Raw genomic sequence first — 16,126 nt, forward strand, 5'->3', positions numbered from 1 at the left:
TTGAGCCGCAAAGTTAGTTAGAATACTTAAAAAATTAAGATTTTTGTAAGTAAGTTTAAATATCATATAAAGGATGTATTCAATAGAAAACAACAAACTAAAAGTAGCCATTAAAAAAACAGGTGCAGAACTATGTAAAATAACTTCAGTTAAAAATAACACTGAATTTATGTGGGATGGCAACCCCAATATTTGGAGCGGTATTGCTCCTAATTTGTTTCCAATAATAGGTGCTTTAAAAGAAAACAGCTATATGTTTGAAAACAAAATTTATACCTTACCTAAGCACGGTTTTGTAAGACATAATGAAGATATTGAGTTGTTTAAAGAAACAAAAAACAGCTTAACTTTTAAACTAAGTTATAATGACGATTTATTAAAAATATATCCCTTTAAATTTGAGTTTTATATTACATTTAAACTCATTGATAACACATTAGAAATTTCACATACGGTAAAAAACACAGATGATAAGGCTATGTATTTTTCTGTTGGTGGGCACCCCGCATTTAAATGTCCTGTGTTTGAAAACGAAACGTATGAAGATTACACTTTAGAGTTTGAGCATATTGAAAACTCTAACACCCACCTTATTAACATGCAAAACGGACTTATTTCTTGCAAAACCAACCCTATTTTTAACAACAGTAATTCTTTAGCCTTAGAGCATAGTTTATTTAACAAAGACGCCTTAGTTTTTAAAGATTTAAAATCTAGAAAAGTAACTTTAAAAAGCCTTTTAAATGGTGATATTTTAACCGTTAGCTATCCAGATTTTAATTACTTAGGTATTTGGGCAAAACCTAATGGCAATTATGTTTGTATTGAACCATGGTTGGGTATAGCGGATAACGAAAACACAAATCAGAATTTCAAGACCAAAGAAGGCATCATAAAACTTGAAGCTAACAAAACCTTTAATGCTAGTTACTTTATTGAAATAAACAACACCCATTTGCTCTAAAATAATAAGCGTAACTTTACAGACTAAATAAAACCTCGTGAGCTTTCAAAATTTAAATTTAAACACACCACTATACAATGCCTTAGATGATTTAGGCTTTACAACCCCAACCCCCATACAAGAGAAAGCTTTTAGTATAGTTGCCTCTGGTAGAGATGTGGTTGGAATAGCTCAAACTGGAACTGGTAAAACCTATGCCTATATGTTGCCTATTTTAAGAAATTTAAAGTTTTCAAGGCAAGAAAACCCAAGAATTTTAGTATTAGTTCCTACTAGAGAATTGGTGGTACAAGTGGTTGAAGAAATTAAAAAACTCTCTAAATACATTAACAATAGAGTTTTAGGAGTTTACGGAGGCACCAACATTAATACTCAAAAGCAAGCAATTGCTGAAGGTTTAGATATTTTAGTAGCAACTCCTGGTAGACTTTATGATTTGGCATTAAGCAGAGTTTTACAACTAAAATCTATTCAGAAGTTAGTGATAGATGAAGTAGATGTTATGCTAGATTTAGGCTTTCGACATCAGCTTATCAACATTTTTGATTTACTCCCAGAACGCCGTCAAAATATCATGTTTTCTGCAACCATGACACAAGATGTAGACTTGTTAATTAATGATTTTTTCAGAAACCCCATTCGAGTCTCCATTGCTGTTTCGGGAACACCCTTAGAAAACATATATCAAACAAGATACAATGTTCCTAATTTTTATACTAAAATTAATTTATTAGAACATTTATTACATGATACCCAAACTTACAATAAGGTTTTAATATTTGTAGCTTACAAAAGAATGGCCGACAGGTTATTTGATAAATTAAATGATTTATTTAAAGACGAGGTTTGCGTAATACATTCAAACAAAACACAAAACTACAGATTACGTAGTATTGAAGCTTTTAGCGAAGGAGAACACCGCATTCTTATTGCAACCGACGTTATGGCTCGTGGATTAGATATTGATAATGTTTCTCATGTAATAAATTTTGATACGCCAGAATATCCTGAAAACTATATGCACCGAATTGGTAGAACAGGACGTGCAGAGCGCCAAGGAGAAGCTCTAGTGTTTTCAACAGAAAAAGAACAGGAAGCTATTATAAATATTGAAGCTCTGATGAATATGAAAATTCCAGTGCTAGACTTACCTGAAATGGTTGAAATTTCTAACGAGCTTATTCAAGAGGAACGCCCACAAATTAGAGAACGTAACAACCCCACCAAAAGACGTGATGAAGACGCTCCAGGACCTGCTTTCCATGAAAAAAAAGATAAAAACAAAAAGGAAAACCAAGGAGGAAAATACCGAAGAGAAATAGTTAAAAAATATAAAAAACCTAAAACTAGGGGTGATAAGAATTTTGGCAAGCGAAGAAAACGGAAATAGCTAATTTTTTAACAAAGTAAAATGATTCTTGTCAGTTTGCAAATATATTGAGATACCTAAATTTGCAACCTTATTAAACCTTTATCATATGCCTAACTCAAAAAAATTTGAGCAAGCCTCTGATTTACTACTAGAAATTTCTGCTCTTTTAATGATTTCAGGTGCCAACACCAAAAGAATAAATTTAAGTATTGACAGGTTCTCTTCTGTATTAAATTTTGATGTACATACTTGGATAAACCAAAAAACCATCATAATGACCTTAACCGATAGAGAAACTAACTGGAGCGAAACAAAAGTTTACAACTTACCACCACATTCTTTAAATTTCAAAATTATCTCTGATATAAGTAAAGCTAGTTGGAACGCCAAACAAGAAAACTGGTCTTTAGAACAAATTGTTTCTGAAATTGAACGCATAAAAAAATTAAAAAAATATCCTAAAATCACGGTACTAATTGCCGTAAGTCTTGCTGTTTCTGGGTTTTGCAATATTTTTAATGGAGATTATTTGAATATGCTAGTTGCATTTGTAAGTGCTTTTTTGGGGATGTTTGTATCTCAACAAGCACATAGGTTAAAGTACAACATGTATGTAAGAACGTTTTTGGCAGCCTTTACAGCCTCATTAGTGGCTTGTTTGGGTGTAGTTTTAAAAATTGGTGCCTCCCCACATACAGCTCTGGCCACTTCAATACTTTTTCTTGTTCCTGGAGTTCCCTTAATAAACTCGTTTACAGATATGATAGATAATAATATTTTGAACGGAGTTGTACGGTTTGCTGTTGGAACCATGATTGTATTGGCAATTGCTACAGGACTATTTTTGGCTATGTATATCTTTTCAATAAAACTATTATGACACAATTATTGATAAATTTTCTAGAAGTTTCATTTTGGTCTGGAATAGCGGCTGTGGGTTTTGGAATTTTATTTAATATTTCAAAAAGAACAATTTTAACGGTATTTATTCTGGGGTTTTTGGTTGGCTTCATAAAATTTACTTTGTTAAGCTGTAATTTTCACATAGTAATAGCAACTTTTATTGCCGCTTTTTTTGTTGGTCTAATAAGTTTTCCTATAGCACATAAAATCCACCACCCCCCTGTAGTATTTTCTATACCAACCGTAATACCTATGATTCCGGGATATTACGCCTACGAAACTATTTTGTCTATTATGAAGTTTGTTTTTATAAAAACAGATACAAGCAAAAGATTGGAATTATTAGATGCTATTTTTACAAATGGATTTAACATGATTTACATACTTATTGCTATAACTATTGGTGTTTCTTTACCGTTATTATTACTAAACAAAAGCAGTGTAAAGCAATTATAAAACAACTAAGTAATTGTTATTTTATGACAATGAGAAAGTAAAAATATTTTTATTATTTAATTTAAAAAACACCTTTCTTTTCTTTTAAAACTTTAGGAGCCCAAATTTTAATATCATCAAATTTACCAGTATCATCAAAAGACCCTACTCCTATTTTACCAGATACAAAATGCGTGTCTTTGGCTTCTATAATGGGTTGCATCATATCATCAAAATAAATTTCAATAGTGCCCTCTTTAACTTTTCTTACCACTCTAGCAGTATGCCAAGAGTCTGCTTCTCCCCAATTAACACCATTACTTCTTTTAGTTGCTATACTTATTCTAGGTTCATCATTTACAATAAATATACTGTGTGCATGGGCATCTGGCTTTGTAGCAATATGGGTATAATAATAGTTTGATGCATTATTAATACCAAACATTATACATAAATCTCTATGATTATATTCACGTCCGTTTTGGTTTAACTTTACTTCTAAAATAAAATCGCCAACAATAACATTTTTAATCATAGCAATGTTAAATGGAGACCTTACAATAGGTTCATATTTACTTTGGTTAGTAAGTTCTAAAACATGACCGTTATTTTCTTTTGTGATTTTCCAAACCGAGACGTCTGTCATTTCAAAATCGTTTATGGCCTGTGGCAACTCAAAATCTTGCGCATATACCAACTTATAATTGTTTGGTATTGTTGCTTGTGCTAATAGTTTTAAACTAAAAATAAAAGATACAATAAAAAGGAATGATGCTCTCATAACACTTATGAATTTTAACCTAAGTTATAATAAAAAAAATCCCCTTCCAAATTAATGGAAAGGGAACATATGAGTCTTTCAAATTACAGAACGTAACCAACCAAATTTTAACCCTAACTTAAAGTTAATCCTGTATTTTTACTTGACTCTCAACAACATCTTTTATTGGTATAATTAATTTTCCTTTTTCTGTTTTTAACGTAATACACATATTATCAATTGCCTCTACTTCTCCTTTTATATTGTTAAATTCTATAACCTGTCCAATTTCATAGGTTTTTCTGGCATAAAATGTTTTTAACAACTCTCCTACCACTTTTTGAGCTCCAAACCCAAAAGCCAAAGCAAAAGCTAATAAAAAGGCTCCTAATATTAATGTTATATTACTTGTAATTATTGCTGTATCAACTCCTGCTTGATTTAAGGCAGTAATTGATGTAAAAATTAAGATGATAAAAAACACTATCTGGCTTATTATTTTAGCACCAGATAAATCCATAGACTCAAAAAATGACCGTAGCCCTTTTTTAATAACATTGGCTAAAAACAAGCCAATTGTAAAAATTACTAAAGCCGAAAATAGTTGTGGCAAGTACCCTAGTAGATTACTAATTTGTTGTGATATCATGGTAAGACTTAAAATATCTGAAACCATGATGATAAGCATAATATACATTACCCATTTAACAAAACCAGATATAATTTTAACGGTATCGAAGTTTAGTTTTTTTCCTTCTACTATTTCAATTTCGTTTAATTTATCATCTAACTTATCTGCCTTTGCTAGTTTTAATGCTTTTTTAATTAGTTTAACTATAAGCTTAGTAATTAACCATCCTATTATTAAAACTATTAAAGCTCCTATTATACTAGGAAATATTTTAGTTATTTCTAGCCACATAGCACGTAGAGACTCCATAGCTATATTTTTGTATTCTGAAACTCTGTCCATTTGTTATTATATTAGTTAGGGATTACTTTTTATTATTTGGTTTATTTTCTCTTTGGTTAATAACAGACTCTATAATATCTCCTATATTATACGAAAATAAAGCAGCCAGCTCCATAAGCAATTTTGCCATGGCAATATCATTCATAACCTTAGCCTTGAGTTCCTGAGGGACCTCTTTAAGCGGCTTATTTACGTACTCAAATGGATTATCCATTGTTATAGGTTATTATATACTGTTATTAATTTATCCTTTGCGCGCTTAATTCTCATTTTTACCGCACTTTCTCCAATATCTAAAACATCAACTATATCTTTTATAGATAGTAAGTCTTGATATTTTAACAAAAGAATCATTTTTTCATCTGGTGAAATTTTTTCTAATGCTACTTTTAATTTATCAACCTTCATACTAAGGAAGCTACTGTCATCATTATCTTCCGAAAGGTTTTCAATATCTTTATAATCTACTGCTTTTTTTTCAAACTTTTTTGCAGTATTTCTAGTTACATAATTTACACAATGATTATATGTAAAGGCATATAACCATGTTGAAAATTTAGATTTTCCTTTAAAACTTGCTAATTTAACAAACAGTTTTAAAAAAACATCTTGAGCTAAATCTTTGGCTTCATCTTCATCTTTTGCAAATCCTAAACATTTATTATAAACTAGCATTGAGTACCTATCATAAAGTATCTCAAAGAGCATAGTGTCATTAGTTTTCACTATGGCTTTTACCAAATCTTCATCAGGTTGCTTATTTATATTTTTTAGGGTTTCCAAATTTAGCTTTTAGCTATGTTGTTGTTATTTGTTAAGACACACACTTTTTTTTTAAGTCACAAAAAATGACAAAAAAATAAATAAACCGTAAATAAAACAGATTGATGTTAGATTCTTTAGTATTGCTAGTATTTAAAGCACTAACAATCTTTAGCAAAAAGAATAGTTAGGGAAAACAATCTTTTCTTATTTAATTACAAATAATATATTTTATAAAGTTATAAAATCTTATTTAAAATATACGAATTTTCTTTATAAACCTATGATTTATTTAGTGTTAAGGGAATTAAAAAATATTTACTTTTTATAATACTTAACATACCCCCTATAACTAAAGAAACCTAAAATAGCTACAAAAATAACTGCTATAGCAATAACTCCTAAACTATCTAACTGTTGTCCAGATTGATACGAGTGTAACCCTGCTAAGTAGAAATTAACACCAAAATAAGTGAAGATTATAAATGAAATAGCTATTACCGAGCAAAGGTTAAAAAACCAACGTCCGCGAAGTCCAGGTATTAAACGCATATGAATTACAAAAGCATAAATCATGATGCTTATTAGTGCCCATGTTTCTTTAGGATCCCAGCCCCAATAGCGTCCCCAACTTTCGTTAGCCCACATACCTCCTAAAAAGTTACCTATAGTTAACATTACTAAACCTACAGTTAAAGACATTTCATTAATTATGGTAAGTTCTTTAATGTTTAAATCCATTTTAGTTTTGTTATTTTTAGTGGTAACTGCCATTAATAACAGTGATACAACACCTAAAACCATTCCTAAGGTAAACGGACCGTAGCTAGCAACAATTACCGCTACATGTATCATGAGCCAATAACTATTTAAAACTGGTTGCAGGTTCCCTATAGAAGGATCCATCCATTGAAAATGAGCTACCATTAATAACATAGATGTTACAAAAGCTGTAGATGCAATAGTTAAATCACTCTTTCTACCAAAAATTAAACCAAATAACATGGTTGCCCAAGCCACATAAATCATAGATTCATAAGCATCACTCCAAGGAGCATGACCAGATACATACCAACGTGCTATTAATCCTCCTAAATGCATTAAAAACAAGGCTACAATAATCCATTTTAAAACAGAAATTAGAATATCTATTGTTTTATTTCTATCTCTAAAAATCTGGATTATTAGCAGAATAAACATGATACTACTAGCATACATGTACAAGCTAAATAGTTTCTTAAAAATATCATATTTATTATACAGCACTTCTGTTTTGATTTTATCATCACTCAACATCACTTCACTACCATACTTATGCTGTGTTTTTTTAAAGGCTTCTAGTAGTTTTTCGGCCTCAGTAAAATCACCTGCTTTTTTTGCATTATTAAGCGTGAATAAATAAGCTTGAACTCCATTTTTTATAAAGTTTCCATAAAGAGAATCTTTGATTTTATATTGTCCAAATTTATAATCGTAAGACGATATCCAAGTATTGTTTGCATCATCTGGTATGGGGAATAGTTTTAAAGAAGCACCTTCTATAGTATTATACAATAAGTTTACACGCTTATGAGCTTCTTGTATTTCTTTTTGATATCCGTTAGGTTGTGTGGTGCTAAAGGCATCATCTAAATACGGTTGAAGTTTGTAGGTTCCTCTTTCTGAAAAGAAATCAGCTAAAGTTACGTACTCATCATCAACATTGGTTCCTATAATATGCCTAATGGTATCTGCTTTTCTCTTGGCTAAATAAATTACAGGAACATTATACCAAAGTCTTGGACTTTCTTGCATTGACAAGAAAACTTGATGTGCATCAAACTCTTCATAAGTATCGTGCTTACTTAGCTTACGTAGCATTTCTGAAGCGTAAGTGCTTACAGGTTTCATTCTTCCATCTAAATCTTGAATTACCAAATGAGCAAACTTTTCGGCATGTTCTTTAGGGGTAATATTAGCCGCAAGAATAGAGTCTATTTGCGCTTTAGTTGGCTTAAACTGAGTTACGGAATGATTATGCCCATCATTTTCTGAATGTTGCTGAGAAAACCCTGTTAACCCAATACTTAAAAACAGTACAGTAATTAATTTTGATTTCTTTTCTTTTACCTTATTTAACTGGTTTCTTAAATCTGAAAACCTTGTTCCTTTTAAAAATAAAATAGCCAATAAACCAAAATACAGCATAAAGTATCCTATGTAGGTAATTAAGGTACCCCAATAATCATGATTTACTGATAAAATGGTGCCACTTTCATCTGGGAAAAAACTAGATTGAAAAAAGCGATATCCACGATGGTTTAAGATATTATTCATATAAATTTTATAATCAAAGCTACCTTCTTCCTCGTCTATTACGGTAACTTGACTTGAGTAAGCCGAATTAATATCAGAACCCGGAAATTTATCGGCTACAAAATCATTTAACTTTATACTAAAAGGTAACTCTAAAACTTTAGCTCCATACTGAAAAGCAAAATCTAATCCACCAACTGAAACCTGTTTAAAAGGTCTGTTCATACCTTTACCACCAAGAACACCAACACGTTTAGTTTCTCCATTAGTGGTAACTTTAAATACCACACCATCTTCATCATTTTTTAGTACTTGAGATTTTTGAACAATATCAAAAACACCTTTTACAACGGGCTTTGGAAACACCATTTGCATATTACCAATTCTATAAAGCGAACGTAATTTTAAGGGCTGAATACTATCTTTAATCAACGTTCCCTGTTCTTGAGAAGCCATAACCATATAAGTACCATCAAAAGGCGAATCTATAGATAATGAATCTCCTTGATAATGAATATTTACAGCTCCTTTAGCTGGATTATTTAAAGTAAAAATTACATTATGTATGCTAGCTTGTTCTCCAACTTTTAAAAAGTGATTATGAGGACCACCGCCTCCAGACTCTACAATTTTTAAATATTCTTCACCGTTTTCGTCTGGTATAATATCTTCTTCTGCTCCAACAATAAACTTTTCTAATTCAATTGTAACGGGTTGTTTATTATAATTGGTTTCTACTTTGAAATGGTTATCTAATCGTTTTGAAAAATCTACCTCATATTCTAAAGGTAAACGCTGCTGCACACCATTAATTTCATAATCACCATCAATGTAAGCTGTTACATATGTTTTTTGAGATAGAAATACGTTTTCGGTAGCACCTTCAGCAATAGACATCATACCTTCAAAACTAACATACCTAGTAATAAAGGCTCCTATAAATATAAAAATGAATGCTACGTGTAAAATTAAAGTAGCCCACTTTTCTTTTTTGTACAATCTGTATCTAAAAATATTACCTGCAAAATTTACTACAAACAACCCCATAATAGCTTCAAACCACCAAGCGTTATAAATTAGGTTCCTAGTATATGGTGTTGGAGATGTTTCTTGTCCTGCGTCTAAAAATGTTCCTGTAATCATTGCAGCTGCAAAAACAATAAATAAAATACCAGTAAGACGCGTTGAAAAAAGAATGTTGGCGAGTTTTTTTTGCATAATAAGGCCTTTTTTAAGGTCGGGCAAATTTACGTATTTAAGTTTATTTTAAAGTGTTAAAGTTTATATAAAGCTTGAAGTATAACGTTAAGAATGTAAAAACTAAAAAACTAGAAACCGCTGCTAATTACAGCTTACTAACTTTGTCTAGCCTCAAATATTTTTAAATAAAGAAACGTACCCATTTTTCTGGCGCGCCGTTTTGCGTTTTCGGCATAATCGCCTTCAAATAACTCTTCAATGGTTTGAAACCATAAGTTTAACCAAATGCCAAAGTGTTTTTCTGTTATAGTATTGTTATTGGCTTTATCTACCTTTACATGTGTTTCTAATGGATTTCCGTAGTATCTGGTTTTTAAAAATAAACTAGATTGCCAAAAATCTGTTAAGTTTTCAAGATGCGCATCCCAATCTTTAATAACATCATTAAAGAACGGTCCTAAAACAGCGTCTTTTCTTACTTTTTTATAGAATGACGACACTACTAAAAACACATCTTCTCTCGTTTTAATATCTGATTTTTGCATAGAAACAAAGATACATTAATACACTTTTATTTACCATAATACTTACTTATTTTAGCGATATGATTTCAGTAACTATTCTTGGTGCCGGTAATGTGGCTACCCATTTATATAAAGCTTTTAAAAACACAGAAAATGTTGTTGTAAACCAATGGTATAACAGAAGCCTTAAAGCTATAAGTAGTTTTAAAAATGAGGTTGAAATCACCAATGATTTAAACCAACTTAAAGATGCAAACATTTATATTATTGCTGTTAGTGATGATGCTATTGCTAATCTTTCTAAATTACTTCCGTTTGAAAACAAATTAGTTGTTCATACCTCTGGTAGTGTAAACATTCATGATTTAGACAAAAAAAACAAACGAGGTGTATTTTATCCACTACAAACGTTTAGTAAAAATGCTAATTTAGATTTTACTAACATTCCTATTTGCATTGAAACTATAGATAAGGCAGACTACCACATTTTAAAAGCACTAGCGCTTACCATTAGTAATACTGTTAAAAAAGTAAATAGCGATCAACGAAAAGTGCTACATTTAGCTGCTGTTTTTGTAAACAACTTTACCAACCAATTATACCGTATTGGACATGAAATTACAGAAAGTGAAGGTGCAGAATTTGATTTATTAAAGCCTTTAATTTTAGAAACTGCTAAAAAAGTTCAAGATTTATCGCCGTATATGGCGCAAACTGGTCCTGCTAAACGAAACGACAAAAAAACCATCAACAAACACATAAAGCTTTTAAAAAACGAAGAACACAAGCTTATATATAATTTGTTAACCAAATCGATACAAAAAACACATGGAAGATAAAAACTATAAAGAATACCTAAAACAAATTAACACCTTTATTTTTGATGTAGATGGAGTTTTAACCGACGGAAGCGTTACCATTATGACCAACGGAGATATGCTTAGAACCATGAATATTAAAGATGGTTATGCTTTAAAAACAGCGGTAGATGCTGGCTTTAATGTATGTATCATTTCAGGTGGCTCTAATGAAGGTGTTAGAAAACGGTTATCTGGTTTAGGAATAAAAGACATATTTCTTGGGGCACACAACAAAATAGACCAACTTAATGAATACTTAAGCAACAAAGGTGTTCAATTAGAAAATGTATTGTATATGGGCGATGATATACCAGATTATCCTGTTATGAAACTTGTAGGTTTACCGTGTTGCCCGCAAGATGCTGTACAAGAAATTAAAAATATCTCTAAATACATTTCTCATAAAAATGGTGGTAAAGGAGCGGTTAGAGATGTAATAGAACAAGTGCTTAAAGTACATGATAAATGGAACGGGAATTTTAATGCTAAATATGATTAGTTATTAAAAACAAATTATTTGTAAATTCACAACAAGTATTTAAAACGAAATTTGGCAAGAAATAAAAGAAGGCATAATACAGGTTTTGGTTATATTGGTTTTGGCAACAACCAAAGCCTATTTAATCAAAAATCAACACAAGCTTTTTCTTCTTTAAAAGAAAAATTAGATAATGAAACGCATTATCATTTTAAGTTAAATTTCACTCACAAAAAACTAACCAAGCAAGAAAAAGACCTTATAAAAAATAAAATAAGAAGGGATGAAAAGATTAAAACACGCAAAACTATTATTGTTTTTTGTTTTTTTTTGCTTCTATTTTGGCGCTTATCATTTATTTAATTAATAAAATTATGTCTACCTAATTAATGTATTTTCTAAACCTCATTCGTTGGAAAAATCTACTTATAATTGCCTTTGCGCAATTACTAATAAAATATGCATTTTTAGCATCGTTTGGTATTAACACATCTTTAAATGAATTAGGTATTACTATTTTAATCCTAGCTACTGTTTGTATTGCTGCTGCAGGCAATATTATTAATGATATTTATGATGTTGAAACCGATTTAGTTAATAAACCCAATAAAGTAATTGTAGGTAAATCTATTTCAGAAAAAAAAGCATTTAACCTATTTATTGCTTTAAATATCATTGGGGTTGGTTTAGGGTATTATTTATCTTATTTAGTTGGCAAAAGCGCTTTCTTTTCAATATTTATTATCATATCTGTTTTACTTTATTTGTATGCTAGTTACTTTAAACAAACACCACTAATTGGCAATATTGTTATCTCTATTTTAGTTGGCTTAAGTATTTTAATTGTTGGCGTTTTTGAACTATTGCCAAATATTACACCACAAAATCAGCTATTGCAACTGGTTTACTTTAAAGTTATTTTATACTACGCATTTTTTGCTTTCATTATAAATTTAATAAGAGAAATAGCTAAAGATATTGAAGACATTGATGGCGACTATAAATCGGGTATGAACACATTACCCATTGCCATTGGTAGAGAACGTGCCTCTAACATGCTATTTGCATTATCATTAATGGCAGTTATTACAGTTATATATTATGTGGTTTATAAAATTTACCAGAATCAAATAGCAGTAATTTATTTTTTAATAGCTGTTATAGCGCCTCTTATTTATATTACAATTAAAGCATTTAATGCAAAAACTAAAAAGCAGTTTCATCATATAAGTAACATGCTTAAATTTGTGATGCTATTAGGAATACTTTCGCTACTTTTATACATGTATGCTTAAAGAAAAACTAAAAAATTATCATATAATTTTAGCTTCGGGTTCCCCCAGAAGACAAACATTTTTTAAAGGTTTGGGGGTAGATTTTGAAATTAGATTAAAACCTATAAAGGAAGAATACCCTAACAGGTTAACCCATTTTGAAATAAGCGATTACCTTGCTCAACTTAAATCACTTCCTTTTAAAGATGAACTAAAAGACAACGATATTTTAATAACCAGTGACACCATTGTTTGGCATAATAATAGTGCTTTAGGAAAACCACGAAACAAAGACGAAGCTTTTTCAATTTTAAAGTCATTAAGCTACCATACCCACGAAGTCATTACATCGGTTTGTTTTACAAATAAAAACTACAATAAAACATTACACAACATTACCAAAGTAACTTTTAAAGAACTAACCGATGATGAAATTTGGTATTACATAAACACCTTTAAACCATTTGATAAAGCTGGAGCCTATGGCATACAAGAATGGATTGGTGAAATTGGTGTTACAAAAATTGAAGGCTCTTATTTTAATGTAATGGGATTACCCGTGCATCTTGTTTACAAAACGTTAAATGATATTGTAGACGCCTTATAAGTTCGTAAATTTAGAGTTAAAATTTTTTTGACATGAAAAAGGCTCTAAACCACTACGCTCTTCTTATCATTATATTGGGTTTTATAATTACTATTACCTCTTGCAAACATACACCCCAAAAAAAAGAAACAGTTAAAAATCATAAAAATCTTACAAAACCTAAAAACAATGCGGCACAACAATCGCTTTCAAAAGCATTTAAAGGTTACTGGTATGCAGGTGAGGCTGAAATTTCATCCTACAAATTAGAGCAAGCTAGGTATGGTGAAATCCGGCAAGGTAATGCTATACTTATTTACGTTACCGAAGATTTTTTACCTAAAGCACAAGTAAAGGCAGATTCGCAAAACCCAAACAATACTTCTGTTTTAAAATTAAACACTACAAAATCTTTCAACACAGGTATTTATCCCTATTCAATCATGCAAAGTACCTTTTATCCTGTTTTAAATAACCAACATGCCTTAAAGGTTTCTGTATCTATGCAAGAATGGTGTGGTCACAGTTATATGCAACTTAATAACAAAAATAATTTTGATATTACCTTACATTCTTATTTTGAAGGAGAAGAAGACCAAAATATAACTGTAAAGAAATCTATTTTAGAAAATGAACTATGGACACAAGTGCGCATAAACCCAAAATCTTTACCAACTGGTATCCTAGAAATAATTCCTTCATTTGAATATTTTAGACTTAAACACATTGATATTAAAGCTTATAAAGCCAATGCCAAATTAACCAATAATACTTACACCATTCAATACCCAAATTTAAACAGAACCTTAGTAATTCATTTTACTCCAGATTTTCCTCATAAAATTTTAGGCTGGGAAGAAACCTTTAAAAGTGGTTTTGGGTCTAAAGCTAAAAATTTAACCACCAAAGCAACCTTATTAAAAACCATAAAATCAGACTATTGGAATAAAAAAATGAAAATTCACAAAAACCTTAGAGATACTCTTCAACTAAATTAAAAATTATAATTATCATCATTGTATCTTTGCTATACTATTTTAAAAACAACAAATATGTTTTTTGAAACTTATAAAAATGAGCTTATTATATCTGGAATTATAATTGCCTCACTATTTATTATAAGGCTAATTTCTTATTTTACAATAACCAAAGTAGCTAGAAAAAATAATATTAATATTGCCAGAGTTAGGTTAATGAAAAGATATGTTACAGTATCTCTACTCCTACTTGCCATTCTTATAGAAGCCTTTGTTTTTGGAGCAGAATTTAAAGACTTAGCAGTTATTTTTTCTTCAGTTTTTGCCATTTTAGGTATTGCTTTATTTGCTATTTGGTCTATTTTAAGCAACGTAACATCAGGCATTATTATGTTTTTTAATTTTCCTTACAAAGTTGGAGATAAAATAGAAATTCATGATAAAGACTTTCCTATTAAAGCTATTATAGAAGATATTAGATCTTTTCAATTACATTTAAGATTAGAAAATGGAGACTTGGTTACCTACCCAAATAACTTAATGCTTCAAAAAGCGGTTACACTAGTTCAAAAAGATGCTATTGATGATATTTCTTCTGATGATGGAGTAGACTCAATATAATAAAATTAAATATTTATGTATATTAACTAAATGGCTAGAAAAAGATTATACCGCTCTAAAAAAAAGTTAGGTCAAGCTCCTGGTAGTGTAGTTTATACAGGTGAACGATCTAAAGAAAAATTATTTTTAGAAGCGTTTGATTTTACTAAAGACAACTATACAGAAAAACAACTAACAAACATTGAAGATTGTTTTGAATATAAACATACAGAAACCATTACTTGGATTAATCTAAACGGTTTAAACCACGTTAATGCCATTGAAACCTTAGGCAAACATTTTGACATTCATCACCTAGCCTTAGAAGATATTGTAAACATTTCTCAGCGCCCAAAGTTAGATGATCATGAAACATACCTATTCTTTGTTATAAAAATGCTCTATTACAATGATTCAAATCATTTAGTATCAGAACAAGTAAGTTTAATCTTAGGTGAAAATTATGTGTTTTCTTTTCAAGAAGCAGAAGGAGATGTTTTTGATCCCATTAGAGACCGCATAAGAAACGCAAAAGGAAGAGTTAGAGGCATGTCTTCAGACTACCTTCTTTACACATTAATTGATGCCATAGTAGATCATTATTTTAATATTATAGAAATTTTAGGAGATAAAATTGAAGACTTAGAAACCGATGTTTTTGCCAATAAAACTAGAGATGATTTAAGTATTCGTATTCAAGACTTAAAAAGAGAAATTCTAAGAGTAAGGCGTGCCGTATTTCCGTTACGTGAAATTATTAACAAAATTGAAAAAAACGAATCTAATCTAATTCAAGAGAAAACAATAACCTATTTTAAAGATATTTACGACCACCTAATTCAAGTAACAGAAAACATTGAACTGCACAGAGAAATTATTGGAGGATTAATGGGTATGTACTTAACAAGCATAAGCAATAAAATGAATGAAGTAATGAAAGTACTAACCATAATGGCTTCTATTTTTATTCCTTTAACATTCATTGCAGGAATTTATGGTATGAATTTTAAATACATGCCAGAGTTAGAATTTAAATACGGTTACTTTGCTATTTGGGGCTTAATGGTTATTGTTTTTTTAGTACTATTATTCTATTTCAAAAGAAAAAAATGGCTTTAGTTTAGCAACAATAATTTACTTTACTATTCTTTTACCTATGTCAC

The 16,126-nt window shown here is 30.2% G+C and carries 18 protein-coding genes; 12 read left to right on the top strand and 6 right to left on the bottom strand.

Features of this window, described 5'->3' with window-relative positions:
• Positions 1-73: 73 nt before the first annotated feature.
• The 4 genes from J1D01_RS03525 (at position 74) to J1D01_RS03540 (ending at position 3,695) form a co-directional block, all read left to right on the top strand.
• On the top strand, positions 74-964 hold the full coding sequence (locus tag J1D01_RS03525) for an aldose 1-epimerase family protein (RefSeq protein WP_421149854.1): 891 nt from the start codon (positions 74-76) through the stop codon (positions 962-964).
• 37 nt (positions 965-1,001) lie between these two features.
• On the top strand, positions 1,002-2,354 hold the full coding sequence (locus J1D01_RS03530) for a DEAD/DEAH box helicase (protein WP_421149855.1): 1,353 nt from the start codon (positions 1,002-1,004) through the stop codon (positions 2,352-2,354).
• Positions 2,355-2,442: 88 nt separating this feature from the next.
• A complete protein-coding gene (locus J1D01_RS03535; RefSeq protein ID WP_372938314.1) occupies positions 2,443-3,216 on the top strand; it encodes a threonine/serine ThrE exporter family protein in 774 nt (257 codons plus the stop codon).
• Positions 3,213-3,695, top strand: a complete 483-nt coding sequence (locus J1D01_RS03540; RefSeq protein WP_421149856.1) for a threonine/serine exporter family protein — start codon at positions 3,213-3,215, stop codon at positions 3,693-3,695. Before J1D01_RS03535 ends, J1D01_RS03540 begins: the two co-directional genes overlap by 4 nt.
• A gap of 61 nt (positions 3,696-3,756) precedes the next feature.
• Here J1D01_RS03540 and J1D01_RS03545 read toward each other — a convergent pair whose 3' ends face one another.
• From J1D01_RS03545 to J1D01_RS03570, 6 genes are all read right to left on the bottom strand, one after another.
• Positions 3,757-4,455, bottom strand: coding sequence for a hypothetical protein (locus J1D01_RS03545; RefSeq protein ID WP_421149857.1), 699 nt, complete (start codon positions 4,453-4,455; stop codon positions 3,757-3,759).
• A 124-nt stretch (positions 4,456-4,579) separates the two neighbouring features.
• Complete coding sequence (locus tag J1D01_RS03550) at positions 4,580-5,407, bottom strand: mechanosensitive ion channel family protein (protein WP_372938093.1); 828 nt, start codon at positions 5,405-5,407, stop codon at positions 4,580-4,582.
• A gap of 22 nt (positions 5,408-5,429) precedes the next feature.
• Positions 5,430-5,621, bottom strand: a complete 192-nt coding sequence (locus J1D01_RS03555; RefSeq protein WP_372938094.1) for a hypothetical protein — start codon at positions 5,619-5,621, stop codon at positions 5,430-5,432.
• Positions 5,622-5,623: 2 nt separating this feature from the next.
• Positions 5,624-6,190, bottom strand: coding sequence for an RNA polymerase sigma factor (locus J1D01_RS03560; RefSeq protein WP_372938095.1), 567 nt, complete (start codon positions 6,188-6,190; stop codon positions 5,624-5,626).
• 297 nt (positions 6,191-6,487) lie between these two features.
• Positions 6,488-9,682: a cytochrome c biogenesis protein CcsA gene (ccsA, locus tag J1D01_RS03565; protein ID WP_421149858.1), complete on the bottom strand. Its 3,195-nt coding sequence runs from the start codon at positions 9,680-9,682 to the stop codon at positions 6,488-6,490.
• Positions 9,683-9,819: 137 nt separating this feature from the next.
• Positions 9,820-10,209 (bottom strand): group III truncated hemoglobin, encoded by a 390-nt coding sequence (locus tag J1D01_RS03570; protein ID WP_372938577.1) that lies wholly within the window; start codon positions 10,207-10,209, stop codon positions 9,820-9,822.
• Positions 10,210-10,268: 59 nt separating this feature from the next.
• Between J1D01_RS03570 and J1D01_RS03575 the strand changes: the two genes are divergently transcribed.
• The 8 genes from J1D01_RS03575 to corA are packed head-to-tail and all read left to right on the top strand — an operon-like array spanning position 10,269 to position 16,082.
• Positions 10,269-11,027: a Rossmann-like and DUF2520 domain-containing protein gene (locus J1D01_RS03575; protein ID WP_421149859.1), complete on the top strand. Its 759-nt coding sequence runs from the start codon at positions 10,269-10,271 to the stop codon at positions 11,025-11,027.
• Positions 11,017-11,547 (top strand): KdsC family phosphatase, encoded by a 531-nt coding sequence (locus tag J1D01_RS03580; protein WP_372938574.1) that lies wholly within the window; start codon positions 11,017-11,019, stop codon positions 11,545-11,547. The genes J1D01_RS03575 and J1D01_RS03580 overlap by 11 nt, the downstream gene beginning before the upstream one ends.
• A 51-nt stretch (positions 11,548-11,598) precedes the next feature.
• On the top strand, positions 11,599-11,889 hold the full coding sequence (locus J1D01_RS03585) for a hypothetical protein (RefSeq protein WP_421149860.1): 291 nt from the start codon (positions 11,599-11,601) through the stop codon (positions 11,887-11,889).
• 26 nt (positions 11,890-11,915) lie between these two features.
• Entirely contained in the window at positions 11,916-12,821 is a 906-nt protein-coding gene (locus tag J1D01_RS03590; RefSeq protein ID WP_421149861.1) for a geranylgeranylglycerol-phosphate geranylgeranyltransferase, read from the top strand.
• Entirely contained in the window at positions 12,814-13,407 is a 594-nt protein-coding gene (locus J1D01_RS03595; RefSeq protein ID WP_421149862.1) for a Maf-like protein, read from the top strand. Before J1D01_RS03590 ends, J1D01_RS03595 begins: the two co-directional genes overlap by 8 nt.
• Positions 13,408-13,439: 32 nt before the next feature.
• Entirely contained in the window at positions 13,440-14,384 is a 945-nt protein-coding gene (locus J1D01_RS03600) for a septum formation inhibitor Maf (RefSeq protein WP_421149863.1), read from the top strand.
• Positions 14,385-14,438: 54 nt separating this feature from the next.
• Positions 14,439-14,984 carry a mechanosensitive ion channel domain-containing protein gene (locus tag J1D01_RS03605; protein ID WP_372938484.1) on the top strand — a complete coding sequence of 182 codons (546 nt, stop codon included), beginning with the start codon at positions 14,439-14,441 and terminating at the stop codon, positions 14,982-14,984.
• A gap of 30 nt (positions 14,985-15,014) precedes the next feature.
• The gene (gene corA / locus J1D01_RS03610; RefSeq protein WP_421149864.1) at positions 15,015-16,082 is read left to right on the top strand and encodes a magnesium/cobalt transporter CorA; all 1,068 of its coding nucleotides are present in this window, start codon (positions 15,015-15,017) and stop codon (positions 16,080-16,082) included.
• Positions 16,083-16,126 lie beyond the last annotated feature (44 nt).

The organism is Seonamhaeicola sp. NFXS20, assembly GCF_049132085.1.
GTDB lineage: Bacteria > Bacteroidota > Bacteroidia > Flavobacteriales > Flavobacteriaceae > Seonamhaeicola.